The sequence below is a fragment of the Streptacidiphilus sp. PAMC 29251 genome (assembly GCF_054208735.2).
Map to the genome: position 1 here is coordinate 3,679,614 of NZ_CM135725.2, position 20,284 is coordinate 3,699,897.

Genomic DNA, 20,284 nt, shown 5'->3' on the forward strand with positions numbered 1-20,284 from the left:
GCCCCTCTGTTCGGGCCTCTCTCCACGTTGCTCTCTTGGGCCGCATCTGTGCAGCTCAGCCCCTACAGCAGCAGGCGCGCGGGACGGGACTGACTGCGCTTTGAGCCGCTTCATCCGCGACCCCGGCCCCGCCCTCCGGCTCCGCACCTCTCGAACAGCCTCAAGAACCGACATACCGATCCGATCACCTGGCGACGGCCCTTTGCGCATTCGCCGAGCTCAAATATTTACGTTTCAACAGAAGGGAGATCTATGAAGAACAATGACACTGCGAGCCTGCTGGAGATGCTTTCCGAGCGTGACCTGGCCATCTTGGACTCGCTGCGCACGCACCGCGTGCTGCTGACCACCATCCTCATCCGACGCCTGCACTTCCCGATCGCCGGGGAGCGCCAAGAAGCGCCGCACGACAAGACTCACGCCTCGGAGATGGCCGCCGCCGTCGCCACCATCCGGGTGCTCAGCCGTTTGGAGTTGCGTCGCTTCATCGCCCGACTGCCCCGGCGAATTGGTGGCGTTCGGGCCGGGAGCAGCGGCATCACCTGGCAGCTCGGCTTCAGCGGCGAGCGGGTGTTGCGCGCCCGGTACGGCGACAGCGCGCGCCGACGTTACAGCCCGCCGTCTACCGCGTTCATCGCCCACACCTTGGCGGCGGCGGATCTGGCGATCTGCCTCTACGAGCTGGATCGCAGAGGTGCTCTGGAGCTGCTGACCCTCGAAGCGGAGCCGGAGTGCTGGCGGACATTCCTGTCGGCACACGGCGCTCGCCAGTGGCTCAAGCCGGACCTGTTCGCCATCACGGCCGGCCCCTCTCTGACAGTCTCGACTGAGACGTCCGGTTCGTCCGGGTTAGTCTGGATGGGCGAGACAGGAGATTCCCGGCATGGCTTCCAATACCACCACCTCACGCACAGCCCCCGAGCCCGACCCGGCCCCGCGGCCGAAGCGGCGCACGTTCACGGCGGAATACAAGCTGCGGATCGTCGCTGAGTACGATGCCGCCCCCAGCGGGGAGAAGGGCGCGGTCCTGCGCCGCGAGCGGTTGTACCACTCGCACATCATCGAGTGGCGGGCCGCGCGAGACGCCGGAGCGATGGCCACGCTCGCCGACCGGCGGACCTCGCCCGCACGCCCCAAGAGGCCCGCCGAAGCAGCCGAGGCCGAGCGGCTGCGCAAGAGGCTGGCCGTCGTGGAACGGGAGCTGGCGCAGAAGGACGCCGCCCTGGAGCTGCTGGGAAAAGCTTCCGCACTCTTGGAACTGCTCTCCAAGAGTGCGGGCTGAAAGCCGAGGCCGAGCAGGTCGCCGACGAGCTCTTCCAGTCGCTGGAGCGGGAGTTGAACACCACTGCGGCCTGCCGGCTGACCGGTCGCTCACGGGCCACGCACTACCGTCGGCTCAACCCGCCCCCGCCGCGCGAGCGCGCTCCGCGCCCCTCGCCGCCCTCAGCTCTGGCTCCGGCGGAGCGCGCGCGGATCCTGGCACTGATGAACAGCCCGGCCTATGCCGAACTGGCACCTGCCCAGATCTGGGCGCGCGAACTGGACGAGGGCCGCTACTACTGCTCAGTGCGCACGATGTACCGGATCCTGGAGGCCCAGGGCCAGACCGGCGAGCGCCGCCGCCAGGCCACCCACGCCGCCAAGTCCATCCCCGAACTCGTGGCCACCGCCCCCTCGCAGGTCTTCAGTTGGGACATCACCAAACTGGCCGGACCAGACAAGGGCATCTGGTACCACGCCTACGTCATCATCGACATCTTCAGCCGCTACGTCGTCGGCTACACCGTGGAGATGGCCGAATCGGCCGAGCGCGCCGAGGAGTTGATCAGCGAGACCGTCGAACGCAACGGCATCGCCCCCGAGCACCTGCACGCGGACCGCGGCACCTCGATGACCAGCAAGAAAGTCTCGCAGTTGCTCATCGATCTGGGCGTGACGCGCTCGCACTCGCGCCCCAAGGTCTCGAATGACAACCCGTACAGCGAAAGCCAGTTCAAAACCACGAAGTACATGGCCGACTACCCGGCGCGGTTCGACTCCCTGAACCACGCACGCGAGTGGTTCGACTCATTCATTGCCTATTACAACCATGAGCATCGCCATTCGGGCATCGGGCTGCACACGCCTGCGTCCGTGCACTTCGGCACCGCCGGCCAAGTCCAGGACCAGCGCGCCGTCACGCTCAACGAGGCATACGCCCGCCACCCCGAACGCTTCGCCCGCCGCCCCCGCCCGCCCAAGATCCCCGATCAGGCGTGGATCAACGACCCCGCCAAACGCAGAGAACCCGAATCAGCACAACAGAGCGCATAACCGTACGAACGTCTCATTTGACTTGACACGTTCCGGGCGGCGACTTTGAGCACCACTGGTTCCTGGAGGCAGACCGGGCCAGTGAGCACGCTCCGGTGATCGTCCGGAAGGCGCTCGCCTATCAGCAGTACGCCAGCAGCGGCATCCATCAGCAGGAGCACGGGCTGTTCCCAGCTGTGGTGTGGGTGGTGCCGAACGCCAAGCGCCAAGTGGTCATCGAGGCGGCTCTGGCGAACGAACCTCGCCTGCGCGAGCTTCTGGCCGCCAATGCATTCCACGTCATAACGGCCGATGATTTCGCGGCCTTTATGACCAATGGTGGCAACCGGGGCCAGCCATAAAGGGGCTTACCAGCCAAAACAGCAGTCGGTAATTTACCAATTCGGAGTTACTATGGGACTGCCAAAAAGCCAGAGTAGCAGGAAAGGAAAAAAGATTGAGCATGAAGCAGAAGCAGAAAATTGCCCAGCGAGTTATTGGCAACGACTACGTTGCCTACCTGCGAGTTTCCACCAAAGATCAAGTCAATACCGATCGTGATCCGGAAGGCGTCTCGATCCCGGCCCAGCGGCTGAAGATCGAAGAACGAGGCCGAGAGCTGGCGTCCCCGAAAGCCGCCGAGTTCGTTGATCCGGGACGCAGTGCCCGCACCATCGACCAGCGGCCAGAGTTCCAGGCCATGATCGCCTACCTGCGGGAGCACCCGAATGTGCGGTACGTCATCGTCTACATGCTGAGCCGCTTCGCCCGGAACCGACTGGACGACGCGATGATGGTCGCCACGCTGGAGAAGTTGGGCGTCAAGCTGATCTCGGCCGTCGAGAAGAACATTGACGACACTCCGACAGGACGGATGCTCCACGGCATGCTGGCCGTGATCAACGAGTACTCCTCAGCGCAGAGCGGTGCGGACATCTCCTACAAGATGGGGCAGAAAGCCATAAATGGTGGCACGGTCGGCAGAGCCCCGGTTGGCTACCTCAACGTCGCTGAGCGAATCGATGACCGCGAGTTCCGGACGGTGACCATCGACCCGGAGCGTGGCCCGTTCATCAAGTTGGCCTTCGAGCTGTACGCCACTGGCGAGTACACACTGGCCGATTTGTCAGAGGAACTGTACGAACGCGGGCTGCGGATGCAGCGCTACGGCAGACACCCCACCGAACGCCAGATCTCGATCAACAAGTTGTCCGTCATGCTGCGGGACACCTACTACATCGGGTGGGTCTCGTGGGATGGACAGCGCTACAAGGGACGCCACGAGCCTCTCATTACCGTCGATCTCTTCGACAGGGTTCAGGACATCGCCAACTCCCGCTCGCAGGCACAGGAGTTGCGGCGCATCCACCATCACTACCTCAAAGGTTCGTTGGCCTGTGGATCTTGTTGGCGACGCCACAGCGAGCGTCGCCGCCTGATCATGCAGCACGCCACCAACCGGCACGGCAGCACTTACCAGTACTTCTTCTGTATGGGGCGCTACGAGCACACATGCGAGCTGCCGTACGCCCAACTCGCTCGGGTCGAGATTGCCGTCGAAGCGCACTACGCCACCATCCGGTTCAGCCCGGAGTTCATCGCTGCGATGCAGTCCGATCTGACGGCCATCGTGGAACACGAACAGGCCGCGGCTACTCAACTGCACCAGCAGCTCACCAAGCAGCTTCGAGCTCTGGACACCAAGGAAGCCAACCTCATCGACCTGGCCGCCGACGGCAGCCTGCCGCAGGCCAGGATCCGATCCAAGCTGCACGACCTGGAGCGGGAACGGGAACGCTTGAACGCCCGGCTGGAAGCCACTGGCCAGGATCTCAGCAGTGCCGTCCTCCTGATCGGGACATGCTTGGAGCTGCTGCAAGATCCCCATGCGCTCTACCAGCGCTGCGATGACCAGCAGCGCCGCATGCTGAATCAGGCTCTCTTCGAGACGCTCTACATCCATGAGGGAGTAGACGGCGAGCTGCAAGTCACGCACCAGCTCAGGGAGCCGTTCGCCGCACTGCACAACTTGCAGTGGCAACATGCACTTGGCGCACAGGCCGCCGCTCCCTCCGAGGGAGTTCCACAGCACGGCGGCACAGCCGTACATAAAAATAGCGCCGCCCCCCAAGAGGGGGACGGCGCTGCCTGGGACCAGGCCCTTACCGCCCTACTGGGCGGCAGTCAGGGGGCCATGGGTTCCAACGATGCTTCTATGGTGCCCCCGGCAGGACTCGAACCTGCGGCCAAGTGCTTAGAAGGCACCTGCTCTATCCGCTGAGCTACGGGGGCGGGACAGGGTGCCGGGTGGTGCCCGTGGCTGGTTCCTGTTCGTGGGACAGGATAAGCGTGGGCTGGCTCTGTGCCGGGCGCGCCAGCGGAGGTGCTGCAGAACAATCCCCCCGATGGAGCGGTCTGATAATCGCAGGTAGGGTCCATGTGCGCAGCGCTGCGGGGGTTACCGGGGCGGGCTGTTGTCCACTCGTTACGGCGCTGCTGCCTCAGCCGTTATGGATTCAGCCAGGTTGCTGCGGATGTCCGAGAGCAGTCAATTGATCAAGGCCAACCAACCATTACAGAACGGACTCTACGCCCGAAGTACACCCGATCGAGTGGCGGCGTTGTCCACAGGGGCGGGTTTATCCACAGCTGGGGCCTCTGCGTCGTACGGGATGCCCGCGCGGCTCCAGGCTGGTCATCGGGCACCGGCGGCACTCGCCGGGAGCCGACCGGACGTTCCCGGACGGGAACGGGATGTGGGGGCTGGGCTATGAACGGCACGATGGTGACGCTGGTCGGCCATGTGATCTCCGAGGTGCGGTACGCCACCACCGCGGGCGGGGTACCCGTGGCGAGCTTTCGCCTGGCGGCGACCGACCGGCGGTTCGACCGGCAGCGGCAGATGTGGGTGGAGGGGGACACCAGCTTCTTCACCGTCTGGTCCTGGCGCTGTACGTCGGAACCTATACTACCCCCATGGCCACCACTCCAGGCAGAGTCCTCCGCGTCCTAGGCGTCATCCGGCTGTCGGACGAGACAGACGAGACCACATCTCCGGCCCGCCAGCGCGCGATCATCGCCAACTGGGCCGCCGCCAACGGCCACGTGATGGCTGGGTGGGCGGAAGACCTGGACGTCAGCGGCAAGGTCCGGCCGTTCGAGCGCCCGGAGCTGGGTCCCTGGCTGGTCGCCCCGGAGCGGTTCGACGTGATCGCCTGCTGGAAACTGGATCGGCTGTCGCGCAACGTCGTGCACTTCGCCGGGCTGGTGGAGTGGGCCGACGGCCACCGGAAGACCATCGTTTCCGTCACCGAGGGGTTCGACCTGTCCACGGCCATGGGCCGGATGTTCGCCACGATCCTGTCCGTCTTCGCGCAGGCGGAGCTGGAGACGATCACGGAACGGGTGCTGGCCTCGCATGCCAAGCTGCGCCAGGACGGCCGCTACGCGGGCGCTCCGCTGCCTTTCGGCTACGTGGCGGCCCCACGGCCCGGCGGAGGCAAGACGTTGGTTCAGGACCCCGTCTACGCCGCGCACCTGCGCCGGATCGTCGCAGACGTCTCCGGGGGCGTGTCCACGGCGGAGATCGCCCGCAAGCTGAACGAGCGGGGCATCATGACCTGGGGCGACCGGCGGGCGGAGATGCGCCGGGAGAAGGCCCGGGCGGAGGGGCGCACGGTCCCGGAGCCGGAGGAACCGCCGCAGCGCTGGACGCCGGACGTGATCCAGCAGGTGGTGAAGTCTCCGAGCTGCGCCGGCTTCAAGGTCCAGAAGACCAAGACGGAGGACGGCAGGTACCTGCGCAGCAATGAGCTGGTCCGGGACGCCGACGACAACCCAATCATGGCCACGGCGGAGCCGATCGTCACGGCCGCGCAGTGGCGGAGCGCCGTGGCCGCCCTGGCGTCCCGAGCCAGCAGCGGCGAGCGGACGGCGCGGACAGATTCCCTGCTCCAAGGCGTGATCGTCTGCCAGTCCTGCCGGGGCAACCTGTACCACCACCAGATGACCAAGCAGGTTCGAGGCGAGACCAAGATCTACGCCTACTATCGCTGCCAGGCCCAGCGGAAGGGCCGCGACTGCGCGGACCCGGTGTCCATCGCCGTGGGGTTGGCGGACGCGCAGGTGCAGGACGACCTGATGAGACTTCTGGAGAGCACGGAGATCACGCGCACCGAGTACGACCCCGGGGAGGACTACGCGCACCAGATCGCGGAGGCCAGGCAGCGGCTGGACGAACTGGAGGACGACTATTTGGCGGGCAAATACAGCGGCCAGGAGGCCAAGGCGCGGTACGAGCGGCTGCACGCCCGCCAGTGCGACAAGGTGGACGCCCTGCTGGCGCTCCCCCAGCGCCCGGCCGCAGCCCGGACCGTCGGCACCGGGGAGACGTACGGGTCGCGCTGGGCGCGCTGCGACCGACTGGAGCGGCGCGCGTTCCTGCTTGAGCAGGGGTTCAAGGTCACGGCCGCCAAGCCGGGCCACGTGCAGGACTGCTTCCAGTGCACGGATCCGGCGGCCTACCCGGACCACGATCACGTGGACGACTTCTGCGACACGCAAGAACCAGGCTGGGCCGGCATGCACGTCCACATCGACTTCCCGCCGACGGTCTGGACGGAGCAGACGGACGGGTCCATGGCCGCCTACACGTCCGCCGTCCCGGCCGGGGCGCGGCTGGGCAGCAACTAGGCGCTACATGCGGACTCGGGACAGCGGGTTGTCCCGCCAGCCGTCGGCGACGCGGATGTATCCGTTCGACTGCGTAGAGCGTGGGGTCCACCGCAGCGTCTCGTTGATCCTGGCCGGGTGCACGCCGGCCTCCGCCAGCTCGGTGGTGAGCCCGGCTCGCAGACCGTGCGCGGTGACGTCGGCTGCATTGGGCAGCGCTGCCGCAGCGGCGAGACGCTTCACCACCTCGTTGACCGCGCCGCCGGACATCCCGGCGGGAAGCAGCGCCCCGCTGCGGTGCACCTGGCGCAGCAGCGGACCCGACGTCACACCCAGCGCCTCCAGGGCCGCCAGGTAGGCGCGGACCACGCGGACGGGGTCGGTGTCGGGATTCGGCTGCGGCGGGATCAGCGCCTGCACGCCAGCCGCCTCTTTGTCCGTCTTGGACTTGCGGATCAGGACTGTGACCCCGTTGTCCGAGAACGTCAGTTCTTCGATCCGCAGGGCGGCCAGCTCACTGCGGCGCGCACCCATGGCGAAGCCCAGTACCACGATGACGCGGTCCCGCAGGCCCGCCAGGGTGGCCGGGTCGGTGGCGCCCACCAGCGCGTGCAACGGCGTGACCGTGACCGCCGGGGCCTGCCGTGCCCGCTTGCCGCGCTCTGCCCGGTCCAGCTTGTGCGCCTTGAGGACCAGCAGCGCGGCGCGGTTGCGCGGCTGCTCATCGTGACCGTGGTCCCGGTGGTGGATGCGGATGGCGGACATGGCCTGTCCGATCGTGGACGGTGCCTGGTCCAGCGTCGCCAGGTGCGAGACGTAGAGCGCGAAAGTGTGCGCGTCGGCGGGGAGCGCGGTCAGGCTGCGCTCAGCACACCAGGCCTCGAACGCGGCCCACTGGCGGCCGTAGGCGCGCTGAGTGTTCTGCGGTGTGGCCGCCGCGATGCGTTCCATCATGCGGTCATTGTCCGCCGTCATGTCGATGACTGCGGCGGGCGCTTCGCGGAGAACGATTTCAGTGGTGGCCATGCCCCAATTCTAGCGATCCTGGCCCATGATATATAGAGATATCACGGGCCAGGATCGATTCTAGGGCAGGTCATCCGCGCTGCGTTGTCCCGTGCCAGCGATGGTGGAGTGTTGCCCCCGAATCTTGGCGGCCGATAGGTTCCTGCCATCGAACTTGAGCGGCGGCAGGCAGGCAGGCAGGCAGGCAGCCCTGCTGGCCTCTGCACTTTGCGAAGCGGTGCCATCAGTGGCCTGGCAACGGGGGATAAATCGTGATCGGGAAGTTTCTGCGTACGCTCATCAGAGCTGCTTCGCAGCCTGACGCCACGTCCGACGTTCCCCCCAGTTGGCCGCGCTATCACTGGCGATGCGAGTGCGGCGCTCACTCTCGCGGTGGCTGGGACATTGAGATCGAAGCGAAATGGGCCGGCGAGAGGCACACGTGGCGCAAGGGCGTGGGCCATGCGACGCCGGAGATCTACTCCACCGACGAGGTGTAAGCCAGCAGTCTCCGCCGCACGTGTATCGACATCGGTGATCTCTTCGCACGGCCCAGGCCGTCAACCGATAATCTTGCTCATCGGGCTCATCCGGCGGCGAAGCTCCGGCGGCCATCCCGACGTGTCGTCCTTCGACGCGGGCGGATCGATCTTCGGTGGGGCTGGATCATCCTTCGGCACGCGGTCCGGGCGAGGCTGCTCCGCGTCGGCCAGCGCGTCGTCCAGGACAGCCCGTTCAGCGGGCGTCAGCCCCTCCGGCGGGCCGGCGGTCGGCTCCGGCTCCGGCGGTGCCGCAGGCGGGGGCGCAGACGCCCCGGCCGTGATGGCCAGGCGCTGGCGCGGTGCCTCTGGCACGGGTGTGCTGGGGTCCAGCACCCGCAGTGCGCTGGCCATCGCGTAGCCGTGCGCCTCGCGCTCCCACTGCGCGTCCCAGCCGGCCAGCTTGAACACGGCCGCTAGTCCAGCGGACAGCGCGTCCGCCACCAGGTTCGCATCAAGATCGTTGCGCTGCTCGAGCTGCACGACCGTCACAGCCGGGGCGTCCACCCCGTGCAGCCGGCGCAGGCTTTCGCCGATCCTCCGGGACTCGCTGATCGCCGGGACGTCGCCCGCCTTCACGCCCTTCGCCAGCGCCTTGGTCAGCGCCCCCAGCCGGGCCGTCTCGGAGACGCGCAGCTCCTCCACCTCCGGGGACACGGTGGCCTCTATGCCGGCGTCCAGCCGCCGCTGCACGGTGGTCGGGGACAGTCCCAGCTCAGCCGCGATCTGACGGACCGTCATCCCTCCCCGCTTGAGCCGGAGCACGGCCGCGATCTCCTCCGCTGTCTTCACGGGGTTTGGGTTCAACTGCGGTGGCCTGGTCATCGTCGTGCCGCCTCCTGTGTTCCGGGTGTTCCGCAGGACGCCGGAACAGGCAGTCCCAGCGGCTCCGCGTAGGCGCTCCATGCCTCGCGCAAGTTGGATTCGTACGATCCGTAGCCCCGGGCGTGCAGCCGGGACAGGTACATGCACAGCCGCTCCGGGGTGCCGTGGTAGATCACCCGCCTGTCGTTGGCCCAGGCGTGGTGCCTCCAGCGGTCCGACCCGGCCAGCCAGGTGCGGAAGGTCAGCGGAGGGATCTCCGCCGCGACGGCGACAGGGCACGCAAAATGATGTGCTCGACGGTTCGTGGACCGGGCGCGACACAGGCCGCCGCCAAGGCAGACGGGCGGTCGTTCGCAACACCAGTGCGTTAAGCCTGTGACCTGCGGCGCAACCCCGGCGTGAACGTCGAACGGGACTCCTGATAGATCATCTTGCTGCCAAGCTCGGATGATCATCGGGAGTCCCGTTGCGCGATCAGTCTGCCACCACGCCCGCCATGCAGGTGATCCCGGGGGTCTACGCGCCGGGCCACTTGGGCGAGTTGACCCAGATCGTGGATTTTGCCCTGGTGGACGCCGTGCTGGAGGAGACCGGGGCGCGGGAGAAGCGGCTGCGGCTGCTGCCCGCCCGCGTGATGGTGTACTTCGTCCTGGCTCTCGCGCTGTTCGAGCACGCCTCGTACCGGGCGGTGTGGGGAAAGCTGACCGCGCACCTGCCCGCGGCCGTGATCGTCCGGCCAGCCGTCTCCTCGCTCGCCCGGGCGAGGCGCCGCCTGGGTGCCCGCCCCCTCAAGGTGCTGTTCGAGACGCTGGCGGGTCCTGTCGGCGAGCGCCACCGCCCCGGCTCCTTCTACCGGGGGCTGCGCACAGTGGCCGTCGACGGCACCAGTCTGCACGTGCCCGAAGACGCGCAGGTCACCTGGCTCTATCCCAAACGGGTCGGCGAGAAGAGGGAGTTCGGCTACCCGCTGCTACGCCTGCTGGTGATCGTCGAGTGCGGCACCCGGGCTCTGCTGGGCGCGGCCTTCGGCCCCGAGGCAACCGGTGAACTACCCTACGCCACACGCCTGTTGCACGTGCTAGACGCGTCGATGCTGCTGCTGGCCGACGCGGGCTTCGACGCCGTGCACTTCCTGGCCGACACCGCCGCGACCGGCGCCCACTTCCTGGTGCGCTCGGGCGCCAGCCGCTGCCCCACCGCCCTTCAACACCTCGCAGACGGCTCCTACCTGGCCCGCCTGCGCGCCCCCTACCGGGCCGGCCTGGGCTACTCGCCCCTGCCGGTGCGCGTGATCGAGGCCGAGGTCACCGTGACTCTGTCCGACGGCACCGTACGCACCGAGCAGTGGCGCCTGCTCACCAGCCTCCTCGACCACACCACCCACCCCGCAAGCGAACTCCTGCACCTCTACCACGAGCGATGGCAGGCGGAGACCGCCTATTTTTCGATCAAGGCCAGCATCCTGGACGGCCGCGTCCTACGCTCGCGCAGCATCGACGGCCTCGACCAGGAGGTCTGGGCACTGCTGACCGCCTACCAGGTGCTGATTCGCGCCGCTGCCGACGCGATCACCGACCAGCCCGCCCTGGATATGGACCGCCTCAGCTTCACCGTGCTGCTGCAGGCCGCCGCAGACACCGTCCTGACCGCCGCCGGCACCACGATCCAGGACAAGGCCGACCTGGTGGGAAGGATCGGCGCAGCGATCCTCGCCGACCTGTGGCCCGCGCACCGCCGACAGCGCGTCAAGGCCCGCAGCAAGAAGAACACCACCAGCAAATACGCCCCGAACGCGGGCAAGCACCCCCAGAGCGCACCCACCTACACCTTCAGCGCCAAGATCGGAATGCTGGAGAACGGACTCACTGCCCGCCCACGACGCTGACAGCCACGCAGGCCACGGTTGCACCGCAGGTCAACGCCCTAACGCACTGGTGTTGCGGTCGTTCGGAGGTGGGGATCATGATCAGTTCCTTCCTGGATTGAAGATCCACAGGTGTCCGATGGGGTGTCCGATGGGGGGTGTCCGATCGGGTGTCCATCGGACACCTACTCCCATCGGACTCCGTCGGACTTTTGCTGGTCAGAGGGTGTCCGATGGGAGTCCGATGGAAATGATCAGCAAAAGTCCGACGACCCCCCTCCCTTAGGGGGTCGGACTGCCGGACTCGAACGACAGAAGGGAAGTCGGCGGACCCACCCGAACGCCCCCGGTGCCGCCGGGCTGTGCGTCCTCCGGGCTGCGCACCTTGAACTTCTGGGTGGGCCTGCCGTCCGCGTCCACGATCCGCAGGAGCAGCTTTTCGGCCTCCAGCGCGGACCATGCTTCGTAGAACGTGGACTTGCTCATGGGCGCGGGCACGCGCTTGCCGTCCTGGGTCACTCCGGTGATGGCGACGCTCTTGGCCTCCGCCTTGGTGGCACCGTTGCCGTCCGCCCACAGCCGGTGGAAGATCTCCACCAGTTTGCGCTGGCTGCCCAGCTCCAGGTCCGGGAGGAGGTCCTGCGTCTCCTGCGCGGTGTCCGCGTCCTCCTGGACCAGCACGACGGACGTATGGGGCGGCGGGCAGAACGGGTCCCGGCTATCCCCGTTGGCGGAGAGTGTGACGACCTCCAGGACGAACGTCTTGGAGGTGCCCTCCGGGCCGTCCTTCTCCTTGGTGTTCTCCAGGACGTAGCGGGTGGTCCCGTTCTTCTTCTTGGTCATCATGAACTCCGTGTTCAGAGCCCCCATGACCGCGCCGCCGCCGCTGCCACCCTCCCCGCCCTTCGGGGTGTGGTGGACCAGCATCACGCACGCCCCGGTGGCCCGGCGCAGGTCGTCCAGGCGCTCAATGACCGCCCCCAGCTCCGTGTTGTCGTTCTCCGTGACGCCCACGGTGACCCGGCGCTGGGTGTCCAGCACGACGAACACGGCCCCCAGTCGCTTGCACACCTCCGTGTACGCGGCCCACTCCTGGCCCATGACCTGGAGCGGCCGGGGCAGGAACCTGACGCCCGTCATGCGCTTGCCGTGGTGCTGCTCCCATGCCTGCTTCCGCAGCTTGAAGCCCTCCGCGCCCTCCGCGACGATGTAGACCACCGGCCCCTTGGTGACCGGCTGCCCGTGCCACGGCGTCCCGGTGCCGATGCACCCGGCCATGTCCAGGGCCACCAGCGACTTGCCGGACGCCGGCTCCCCGTTGATCCGGTCCAGGGTGTTCAACGTCAGCACGCCCTGGATCAGCGGCTCCGGGTCCGGCAGGTCGTCCAGCCCTTCGGAGTCCAGGAGTTCGGCCAGCAGCGCGTCCACGGGATCCACGGCCAGGGCAACCGGTACCCCGGCGTCCACGGACCAGCCAGCGGCCAGGTGGTCGTATACGTCGTCCAGTCCGTCGCGGGCTTTGACGATCCTGTGCGGGATGCCCAGTGCCTTCAGCGACGCGGCCACGTCCTCCGCATGCTCCCGGCCGGGCTCCCCGGCGTCGGCCCAGACGGTGACCATCGACGCGCCCCGGAGGTCCTCCGCGAACCCGGGGTCCCACTTGCCCGCGCCGCCGCTGTTGGTGGTCGCGGTCACTCCGGCGAAGATCAGCGCGCCTGCGCACTTCTCCCCTTCGGCGATGTGCACCTCTCCACCGGCCGCGCACTCCTTCCTGACGTCGGGCAGGTGCCAGGGGACGCGGCGGATGCCGGCGACGGACCAGGACCCGTCAGGGGCCTTCTGGCGGATCTTCTTTCGCCCGTCCGCGCCGACGGTACGGACGACGGTGAACAGCAGCTCCCCGTGCTCATCCGTGTAGTCGGCGTTGAACTCCTCCGGGAACGAGGACACCCAGTCGGGCACCGGTCCAGGGGTCGGCTCCCCCTGGCCCGCCGGACCGTCGAACAGCGCGCTCATGGGCAGCCGCAGGGCGTCGGCCACGTCGCGGGTGCTGCACCCGGCGTGGCAGTGGATCAGCGTGCGGTCTTCCTTCCGGGTGACCGCCAGGGCGTGGCCGCCGTGCTTGGGGCACTCCCACCGGCCGCTGCCGTCCGTGGTGCACCCGGCGGCGGTCAGGGCCTGCTCAACGGTCAGGTGGCCGTTCTGTTCTGAGGTGATCGTCATCGCGCACCCCCGAGGTGGGCGCTGATCTCGCCCATGAAGTCGTCCATCGCGTCGGCGGTGACCAGGGCGTTGATCGGGTCCCGTGCATGGCACCCGCAGACCGCGCAGTTGAGCAGGTCGTCATCGGGCTCAGGGAGGCGGTGCCAGTAGCCGGCGTAGCCGCACTCACCGCAGGCCAGGTCCGGGAACTCCGTGCCGGGGGTGCGGTGCCGGGCGTCCCGCGCGTACTGCTCATCCCGGGCGGCGCGCTCCTCCGGGGATGCCTCTCCGATGGGAACGAATCCTCGGGACCTGCCGTCGAACGGGTCAGTAGTCGTCATCGCGTACCTCCGCCGGACCCGGTACCGTTGCAGGTGGCGAACCAGTTCTGAGGGGTCCCCAGGTGTCCAGGCCGGGGGGCCCTTTCGCTTGTGTCGGTCACTCTGACGCACCCCCGGCCGGCCGGAGCAGCCTGGCCAGCTTGGCCCGCTGCTCATCCGTCAGGGGCGGGGCCTTGGCCACCAGCCTGTTGATCAGGGAGTCCACCGACTGCGCGGCAGCGGTGCCCTTGGCCGCATTGGCGGCCAAAGACTCGCGCCCGGCCGCAGACAGGGTGTAGGTGCGTGCCATGTCGAAGATCCCCACTGTGGGTTCCTCGGCTGCCGGGAGACCTTGCGGGGTCCGGCTTCTCACGTGGCCTGACGGGGTGGGCGACGCCTCGCCCCCGGGCTCTCCCCGGACTGCCCCGCTCACCGTGATGGAACCGGCGAGAGTAGATCTTGTGCGTCGGCATCTGCGGGGAGCCGTCCCCGCTGCCTTTTGCGACCCATCCGGGGTCACGCCATAAATGTAGGTCCTACATTCCTCGGCTGTCCATCAATCCCGGCCGCCGGAGTGTGAAGATTTCGTGTGGCCGATTTAATTAAACCACTCTAGGCGCACTGCCTCTGACCTGGTGATTTAGTTAAATCAGATGCCTCCAGGATATCGGCTCCGCATTTCTGGACAATGCTTTCAAAGAGCCTACTCTGAGTTTATGGAATCTCTTTCGGTCGCGGAAGCGGCCACTTCGCTGGGCATGACGACCCAGGCAATTTACGACGCGATACGCAGGGGCGAGCTCAACGTCGCTTGGCTAGGCCGCGGCGGTGAAGTGTTCGAGTGTTCGTGATTGTTCGTCAAGGTTGTTGTGGGTGCAGAGGGTGACGACGGTTGCCGGGTTGCCGGGTCGGTGTGCCTGGGGGAAGAGCTGCAGCTTGACGGTGTGTGTGACGCGGGTGGTGGCGGGCTCGTCGGGTTTCAGGGTGCGGTATCCGGTGCCGCTGCGCTTGGCGGCACGGGGTGCGGCGCGTCCGGGTCGGGGTGTGACGGCCTGGCGGATGAGGTCGGCGCGGACGTCACGGGCCTTGGCGGCCAGCTGGCGAGGGGGGAAAAGCCGTCCCGACGGTGCGTCGGACGGCGGCGAGGGTGTTCTTGAAGCTGATCTCCGCGGCGGGAACGTGGGCCTGCTCGGCGGAGTCGAGGGCCAGCTCGTGGACTGCCTGGTAGACGCAGAGCATCGCCCACAGTTCCTGCTCGACCATGGCGGGGCTGTTCGAGCGCAGGGTGGCGGTGCGCCCGCCGCGCTGTTCGATCTTGATGTGCTTGAAGATCGTCTCGCTGGTCCAGCGGGACGTGTAGAGCTCGGCCAGCTCCTGTGCGGGCGCGGTGACGGGGTCGAGCAGGGTTGTGATCAGGCAAAACAGCTCCGAGGTCTCCTCCGTGGTCCCGTCGGGGCCCCAGGTGGTCGTGGTCACGGTGTACTCGATGACCCGCACCGGCATCCGCTCGCCCTTGCGTCGCCCGCGCAGTTCGCTCAGGTAGGTGCCGTCGGGCAGCACCTGGACCAGCGGCAGGGCGAACGACTGCGAGACGCGCCACAGGAGTTGGGCCCCGGTGGCCGCGGTGTCGGTGCACAGGCCGTAGGCGGGGAAGCCCCGGTCTGCCAGCAGCAGCATCTCTGGCCCCAGCAGGGGCAGCAGCCGCAGCGCCAGGGTCCGCTCGCCGACCGCGAAGGAGTCGAAGACGGCCCCGATCATCGCCTTGGTGCCGCACTCCACCAGGGCCAGCAGTCGTACCTGCGGATACGGCCCCGGGCCGGCGGCGTTCGAGGAGCGCGTGTACGCGGCGGTGTTCTTCTCGCTGTCGGGGACGTCGACCAGGGTTCCGTCCATGGAGGCCAGGCGCAGTCCGCGCCAGAACGCCCCCGGTGTGGCGGGCGTCCCCCTGGCGCCGGCGACCCGGTCGAACAGCAGCCGCAGCGGACCGGGCCCCACCCGCGCCCGCGCCTCGGTCAGGGCTCCCGTGGTCGCCGGCCGCCAGGTCTCGCCCGCACGGCGCGGCCAGTTCTCCACCAGCTCGCGCAGCACCAGCCCGTAGCCGTAGCCGGTGAACAGCCACATCGTCAGAACGAAGTTGACCATCAGCGACGAGGGCAGGGACTTGGTCCGCTCCTCCCGCGCCCCGGCCTCATCGACGACGAAGTCGACCAACTCGGGCGTAAAGGTGCGCGACAGCAGCCCCATCCGCAGCCGCTCCGGGTAGCTCTCACCAGCTATGTGATCACGTGGCACAAGATCCAGACCTTAGCCGATCATGAGCTTCCCAAGCGACGTTGGGGGCGAGCTGGCCCGCGTGGACGGCCCCGGGCCGATCCAGGTGGCCGCCGCCAGTGTCCGAACAGTCCAGCTGGCCCGCAGCCGGGACGCGGCGGCCCAGGTGCCGCAGGGCGTCACCTCGTTCGCCGGGTACATCCGGGACCGCCTCCGGCCTCCGGCCTTCCACACCGTCACGCTGTCCGACGGGAGGACGGAGCCGGCCGGTGCCCAAGCAGCCGGCCGCCGGGGGCAGGACGTGCCCATGGCCCTGTCCGGCCTGCCCCGTGAGGCCTCCGAAATCTGGGGCCGGTCCGTCCTCCTGGCCGCCGCCGTGCCCGTCTCTGCCGGCGTCTGCCGCTGGTGCATCGCACGCATGAACGCCCACGTCAGCGGAGACCTGCCGCCCCGGAACGACCAGGCGACCCGGGTCCTGCTCGGCAGTCCGCCCTGTGCCAAGGACGCGGCGGTCCTGGTGGACGAGCGTGCGCAGCACAGGGCGCGCCTGGCCGCCCTGGCGCAGCAGGAGGAGCGGGCGCGCAGGGCGCGGACGGACGCCATCGTGGCTGCCGCCATCGGCCCCTCGCGGATGCGCAGCCCCGCCAGGCCGGCCGTGGCGCAGGTGAAGGCGGGCCGGGCGGCCCCGGACAACTCCCTGGCGAGCCGTGTCCTGGCCGCTGTGGACCGCGCCGGGGCCATCAGTCCCAAGACGGTCCGGGCAGCTCTCCACCTGCCGCCGGGCTCCGCCAAGAACACACTGGACAGCCTGGTCAGGATGGGCGTGCTCCGCCGCCGCGACGGCGACGGCCTGTACGTGCGGGCCGGTGCCCGGTGAACGCGCCGAAGCCGGTGCCGCCTGCCGGAGTTGTCCGCCGCCGGGTCCGTGTCCGTCCCGCTCTCCCCCTGCCGCTCACCGACTCCGCCAAGGTCCTGGCCGTGGTGTCCGCGTCCGGCCACGGGCTCACGGCCGGCGTCGTCGCTGCACGGACCGGCCTGGCCCCCGGCCGGGCTCTGGTCGTGCTCCAGGCGCTGGTGACACGGGGCCTCCTGGTGGACCTCGGTGGCTACAGCGGCTACGCGATTCCCAGGACGGAGGCCGCCTGATGGACCACCAGGAGCTGCTGGAGCAGGCCCGGGAGGCACTGGCCGGGCTGACGGCCGATCACGATGCCGCTGTGGCCCAGGTCGTCGCGTTCGTCCGGGAGCAGACCGGGGAGACGATCGCCGTCCGCAAGCCCGGCGTCATGGACGCCAGCCTGAGTGACCTCTTTTCCATGGAAAATCAGGCCCGGAGCTACCTGGAGGCGATGAAAGCTATCCGCCGCTGGGTCATGCCCGGTGACCCCAGGCCGCTGGGGAACCGGCTCAAGGTCATCCCGCCGGAGGAGGCGGAGCTGATCACCGGCCATCTGCGGGACGCCGGGGTGCTGGGCTGATGGCGCTGGGCAGCCTGATCGGCGCGGCGTTCGTGCGGGTCTCCGCCGACACCGCGCCGGGCGAGAAAGCGATCCGGGGACTCAGCGCCATCGGGTCCACCGCGCTGACCACGGCGCTGCTCCCGGCCGCCAACGTGGTGGCCGTCGGAGTGGGCGCCATCGCTACGTCCTTCATCGGCGCGGGAGTCGCGGCCGGGGCGTTCGGCGCGGCCGTGCTGCCCCAGCTGAAGGCCGTCCAGGCCGCCGTGGCGCTGAGGACTGCCGCCACGGCGGCCCAGCAGAAGGCGGACGCGGCGGCAGCCCAGGCCCATGGCCTGGCGACCGGTCAGGGCGTGGCCTACGAACGCGCCCTCACTGCTGCTGCGCAGGCCCAGCAGCGCGTCCAGGCCCTGGCGGCGGCCGGGTCCAAGGGAACGGCCCAGGCCCGCAGGGACGCGGCCCAGGCCACGCTGAACGCCAACGCCCTGGCGGCCGGCGGCGGGAAGCAGTACACCGACGCCCTGGCCAAGGCCAAGACGGCCACCGCCGCCGCCAAGACGGCCCAGGACACCTACAACGAATCGTTGGGCGGACTGCCCCCGGCGAGCAAGCAGGTGGCCGATGCGCTGACCGGGCTCCAGGACGCCAGCAAGAACTGGTCGGCGTCCCTGGCCGGGAGCACCATGCCGATCTTCACCCTGGGCATTCAGAAGATCCAGGCGCTGCTCCCCAAGCTGACCCCGATCGTCCAGAGCACGTCCGGGGTCCTCATGTCCTTCCTTAGCAACCTGGGGGCGGGCACCGCCGGGCAGGTGTTCGACCATTTCGGCAGGGATATCGCCGCGATCTCCAGCGGGTCCCTGGGGGACTTCCTGACGATCATCAAGAACGTGGCTACCGGATTCGTGGGGCTACTGGACTCCTTCACCCCGATGGCTTCCAAGGTCACCGGGGGGCTGGTCCAGCTCACGGCCAGGTTCTCCGACTGGGGAGCGACCGCCGGCAGCAACTCGGGGGTGCAGTCGTTCTTCGCCAGCGCCAAAAAGGACGCACCGATCGTCGGCCACGCTCTGGAGCAGATCGCCGCCGCCGCCGGACACGTGGCCGGGGGGATCGGACCGCTGTCCGGGATCGGGCTGAAAGTCGCTGAGACGTTCGCCAAGATGGTCAACGCCCTGCCGGTACCGGTGCTGAACCAGGTGATCAACGCGATCGTGGCGCTGAAACTGGCGATGCAGGGGTACGCGGTCGTGACCGGGATAGCCGGGACGGCCACCTGGCTGTTCTCCACCGCGACCGGTGCCAGCCGGGTGCAGATGGCGCTTCTCCGGGTGCAGATGGCGCTGGTGGGTATCCAGTACAAGCTCCAGGCCGCGTGGACCGCGATCGTGACGGCGGCCACCTGGTTGTGGAACACGTCCCTGGTGACCAGCCTGGTGTCCCTGGTCACCAGCACCGCGTCCATGATCGCCCGGAACGTGGTCCTGGCAGCCTCCGCTGTCGTGACCGGGATCGTGACCGCTGCCACCTGGCTGTGGACCGCTGCCCTGGGCCTGGGCCCCCTGATCGCCAGTACCGCCGCCCTGGTCGCGCGGAACGTGGTCATGGCCGCGTCCGCCGTGGGTGTCGGCCTGATGACCGCCGCCACGTTCCTCTGGACGGTCGCCCTGGGACCGGCCATCGCTGCCATCTGGGCCATGACTGCCGCCCTGCTGCTCTCGCCGATCACCTGGATCGTGCTGGCCATCGGCCTGCTGATCGCGGGCGTCGTCCTGATCGCCACCAAGACGACGTGGTTCCGGGACCTCTGGGCCTCGCAGTGGCTGCTGCTGCGGACCACGGGGACGACCACCTGGGGGTGGATCTCCGCCGCCCTGATCGCCATCGGCAAGGCGGCCGGATTCCTCTGGACCGGCGTCCTGCGCCCGTTCTTCCGCACCTTGCTGGACGGCTTCCTGGCCACACTGATTGTGCTGGTCAAGGCCGCCGTGGACGCGCTGGGCTGGATCCCGTTCGTGGGCTCCGGGCTGAAGCGGGCGCTGGCGGAGATCGACAAGTTCCGCGACGACGTGAACCGGGCCCTGAACGGGATCGGGTCCATGAAGCCGGTGACGGTCGTCGTCCGCTTCGGCAACGGGCCTGCCCAGGGCACCGTGACCGGCCACACCTACACCTCGACCACCGGCTACACATACGCCCGGGGTGGAGGCGTGGGACCGGGCGGTGAGCCGATCCGGGAGCAGCCGTCCGGCTATGCCGACAGCGGGTCGTCCCCAGCTCTCCGGCTGCTCCCGGGCACCGGCTCCCCTGCCGAACCCGGCCGGCATCCGTTCGCAGCAACGGCGTTGGCGTTCCCAGCCTTCACGCTCCCGGCGCTGGCCCTGGCGCGCCTACAGGTGCTGGTCCGGCTGTCGGTCGCGGCGGCGGCAGCCCGGCGGCAGGCCAGCGCCCGCACCCTGCTGGCGGCAGCCTCCGCCGCCGGGAGCAGCAGCAACCGGGCAGCCGCAGCCGCTCCCGGGCTGCGGCTGGTCACCTCCGCCCCGTCCACAGCGGCCCCGGCGGAGATCACGGCCGGGATGCCCGCCGCCAACGGCGTGGACCGGTGGCTGTCCGCCGCTCCGCCACGGTCCCGTACGCGATCCGGGCGACCGGCTGGGGCCGCCGCCCGCGCAGCCGGTCCCGCCGCACCCGCTCCGCGCACGGTGAATCTGACGCTCACGCTCACGGGCGTGATCCAGAGTCAGCGCGAGCTGGCCCAGGCCCTGGACGACGCCCTGGCCAGCATCGCCTGAGCAGCGCGACGCCCCGGCCTACGTGGTACCCGGCCGGGGCGTCGCG

Annotated in this window: 17 protein-coding genes, 1 tRNA gene and 1 pseudogene; 12 read left to right on the forward strand and 7 right to left on the reverse strand. The window is 68.7% G+C overall.

Annotated elements, in window-relative coordinates; translation table 11 throughout:
• Nucleotides 1-252: 252 nt before the first annotated feature.
• From ACXKR8_RS17225 to ACXKR8_RS17245, 5 genes and pseudogenes are all read left to right on the forward strand, one after another.
• On the forward strand, nt 253-990 hold the full coding sequence (locus tag ACXKR8_RS17225) for a replication-relaxation family protein (RefSeq protein ID WP_462100551.1): 738 nt from the start codon (nt 253-255) through the stop codon (nt 988-990).
• Nucleotides 884-1,282 (forward strand): transposase, encoded by a 399-nt coding sequence (locus ACXKR8_RS17230; RefSeq protein WP_458266979.1) that lies wholly within the window; start codon nt 884-886, stop codon nt 1,280-1,282. Before ACXKR8_RS17225 ends, ACXKR8_RS17230 begins: the two co-directional genes overlap by 107 nt.
• Nucleotides 1,279-2,313 carry an IS3 family transposase gene (locus ACXKR8_RS17235; protein ID WP_458274906.1) on the forward strand — a complete coding sequence of 345 codons (1,035 nt, stop codon included), beginning with the start codon at nt 1,279-1,281 and terminating at the stop codon, nt 2,311-2,313. Before ACXKR8_RS17230 ends, ACXKR8_RS17235 begins: the two co-directional genes overlap by 4 nt.
• A gap of 62 nt (nt 2,314-2,375) precedes the next feature.
• Nucleotides 2,376-2,654 (forward strand): replication-relaxation family protein, encoded by a 279-nt coding sequence (locus tag ACXKR8_RS17240; protein WP_458275005.1) that lies wholly within the window; start codon nt 2,376-2,378, stop codon nt 2,652-2,654.
• Between the two features lie 101 nt (nt 2,655-2,755).
• Nucleotides 2,756-3,565: pseudogene (locus ACXKR8_RS17245) on the forward strand (recombinase family protein); the annotation flags it as partial.
• A gap of 943 nt (nt 3,566-4,508) precedes the next feature.
• Here ACXKR8_RS17245 and ACXKR8_RS17250 read toward each other — a convergent pair.
• A tRNA-Arg gene (locus tag ACXKR8_RS17250) sits at nt 4,509-4,584 on the reverse strand.
• Between the two features lie 478 nt (nt 4,585-5,062).
• On the opposite strand from ACXKR8_RS17250, the gene ACXKR8_RS17255 reads away from it, so the two are divergent.
• A complete protein-coding gene (locus ACXKR8_RS17255; protein WP_458273791.1) occupies nt 5,063-5,305 on the forward strand; it encodes a single-stranded DNA-binding protein in 243 nt (80 codons plus the stop codon).
• Entirely contained in the window at nt 5,269-6,984 is a 1,716-nt protein-coding gene (locus tag ACXKR8_RS17260) for a recombinase family protein (protein WP_458273792.1), read from the forward strand. Before ACXKR8_RS17255 ends, ACXKR8_RS17260 begins: the two co-directional genes overlap by 37 nt.
• Nucleotides 6,985-6,987: 3 nt before the next feature.
• On the opposite strand, the gene ACXKR8_RS17265 is transcribed toward ACXKR8_RS17260, so the two are convergent.
• Both ACXKR8_RS17265 and ACXKR8_RS17270 read right to left on the reverse strand, forming a co-directional pair.
• The gene (locus tag ACXKR8_RS17265) at nt 6,988-7,989 is read right to left on the reverse strand and encodes a tyrosine-type recombinase/integrase (RefSeq protein ID WP_458273793.1); all 1,002 of its coding nucleotides are present in this window, start codon (nt 7,987-7,989) and stop codon (nt 6,988-6,990) included.
• A gap of 539 nt (nt 7,990-8,528) precedes the next feature.
• On the reverse strand, nt 8,529-9,413 hold the full coding sequence (locus ACXKR8_RS17270; RefSeq protein WP_458273794.1) for a helix-turn-helix domain-containing protein: 885 nt from the start codon (nt 9,411-9,413) through the stop codon (nt 8,529-8,531).
• Nucleotides 9,414-9,798: 385 nt separating this feature from the next.
• On the opposite strand from ACXKR8_RS17270, the gene ACXKR8_RS17275 reads away from it, so the two are divergent.
• Nucleotides 9,799-11,217 (forward strand): IS4 family transposase, encoded by a 1,419-nt coding sequence (locus ACXKR8_RS17275; protein WP_458267007.1) that lies wholly within the window; start codon nt 9,799-9,801, stop codon nt 11,215-11,217.
• Nucleotides 11,218-11,478: 261 nt separating this feature from the next.
• Here ACXKR8_RS17275 and ACXKR8_RS17280 read toward each other — a convergent pair whose 3' ends face one another.
• The 4 genes from ACXKR8_RS17280 to ACXKR8_RS17295 form a co-directional block, all read right to left on the reverse strand.
• Entirely contained in the window at nt 11,479-13,419 is a 1,941-nt protein-coding gene (locus ACXKR8_RS17280) for an AAA family ATPase (RefSeq protein ID WP_458273795.1), read from the reverse strand.
• Nucleotides 13,416-13,739, reverse strand: coding sequence for a hypothetical protein (locus tag ACXKR8_RS17285; RefSeq protein ID WP_458273796.1), 324 nt, complete (start codon nt 13,737-13,739; stop codon nt 13,416-13,418). Before ACXKR8_RS17285 ends, ACXKR8_RS17280 begins: the two co-directional genes overlap by 4 nt.
• Before the next feature lie 97 nt (nt 13,740-13,836).
• The gene (locus tag ACXKR8_RS17290; RefSeq protein ID WP_458273797.1) at nt 13,837-14,028 is read right to left on the reverse strand and encodes a hypothetical protein; all 192 of its coding nucleotides are present in this window, start codon (nt 14,026-14,028) and stop codon (nt 13,837-13,839) included.
• A 767-nt stretch (nt 14,029-14,795) separates the two neighbouring features.
• On the reverse strand, nt 14,796-16,010 hold the full coding sequence (locus ACXKR8_RS17295; protein ID WP_458267222.1) for an IS4 family transposase: 1,215 nt from the start codon (nt 16,008-16,010) through the stop codon (nt 14,796-14,798).
• 22 nt (nt 16,011-16,032) lie between these two features.
• On the opposite strand from ACXKR8_RS17295, the gene ACXKR8_RS17300 reads away from it, so the two are divergent.
• From ACXKR8_RS17300 to ACXKR8_RS17315, 4 genes are read left to right on the forward strand one after another with little or no spacing between them, the layout of a single operon-like run.
• Nucleotides 16,033-16,866 (forward strand): hypothetical protein, encoded by an 834-nt coding sequence (locus ACXKR8_RS17300; RefSeq protein WP_458273798.1) that lies wholly within the window; start codon nt 16,033-16,035, stop codon nt 16,864-16,866.
• Complete coding sequence (locus tag ACXKR8_RS17305) at nt 16,863-17,135, forward strand: hypothetical protein (protein ID WP_458273799.1); 273 nt, start codon at nt 16,863-16,865, stop codon at nt 17,133-17,135. The genes ACXKR8_RS17300 and ACXKR8_RS17305 overlap by 4 nt, the downstream gene beginning before the upstream one ends.
• Nucleotides 17,135-17,467, forward strand: a complete 333-nt coding sequence (locus ACXKR8_RS17310; RefSeq protein WP_458273800.1) for a hypothetical protein — start codon at nt 17,135-17,137, stop codon at nt 17,465-17,467. The genes ACXKR8_RS17305 and ACXKR8_RS17310 overlap by 1 nt, the downstream gene beginning before the upstream one ends.
• On the forward strand, nt 17,467-20,238 hold the full coding sequence (locus tag ACXKR8_RS17315) for a hypothetical protein (RefSeq protein WP_458273801.1): 2,772 nt from the start codon (nt 17,467-17,469) through the stop codon (nt 20,236-20,238). Before ACXKR8_RS17310 ends, ACXKR8_RS17315 begins: the two co-directional genes overlap by 1 nt.
• The last annotated feature ends 46 nt before the right edge of the window (nt 20,239-20,284 follow it).

Coding starts and splice junctions, on each gene's coding strand:
- ACXKR8_RS17225 (WP_462100551.1), top strand. CDS start 253: ATGAAGAACAATGACACTGCGAGCCTGCTGGAGATGCTTTCCGAGCGT.
- ACXKR8_RS17230 (WP_458266979.1), top strand. CDS start 884: ATGGCTTCCAATACCACCACCTCACGCACAGCCCCCGAGCCCGACCCG.
- ACXKR8_RS17255 (WP_458273791.1), top strand. CDS start 5,063: ATGAACGGCACGATGGTGACGCTGGTCGGCCATGTGATCTCCGAGGTG.
- ACXKR8_RS17260 (WP_458273792.1), top strand. CDS start 5,269: ATGGCCACCACTCCAGGCAGAGTCCTCCGCGTCCTAGGCGTCATCCGG.
- ACXKR8_RS17265 (WP_458273793.1), bottom strand. CDS start 7,989: ATGGCCACCACTGAAATCGTTCTCCGCGAAGCGCCCGCCGCAGTCATC.
- ACXKR8_RS17270 (WP_458273794.1), bottom strand. CDS start 9,413: ATGGAGCGCCTACGCGGAGCCGCTGGGACTGCCTGTTCCGGCGTCCTG.
- ACXKR8_RS17280 (WP_458273795.1), bottom strand. CDS start 13,419: ATGACGATCACCTCAGAACAGAACGGCCACCTGACCGTTGAGCAGGCC.
- ACXKR8_RS17285 (WP_458273796.1), bottom strand. CDS start 13,739: ATGACGACTACTGACCCGTTCGACGGCAGGTCCCGAGGATTCGTTCCC.
- ACXKR8_RS17290 (WP_458273797.1), bottom strand. CDS start 14,028: ATGGCACGCACCTACACCCTGTCTGCGGCCGGGCGCGAGTCTTTGGCC.
- ACXKR8_RS17300 (WP_458273798.1), top strand. CDS start 16,033: ATGAGCTTCCCAAGCGACGTTGGGGGCGAGCTGGCCCGCGTGGACGGC.
- ACXKR8_RS17310 (WP_458273800.1), top strand. CDS start 17,135: ATGGACCACCAGGAGCTGCTGGAGCAGGCCCGGGAGGCACTGGCCGGG.
- ACXKR8_RS17315 (WP_458273801.1), top strand. CDS start 17,467: ATGGCGCTGGGCAGCCTGATCGGCGCGGCGTTCGTGCGGGTCTCCGCC.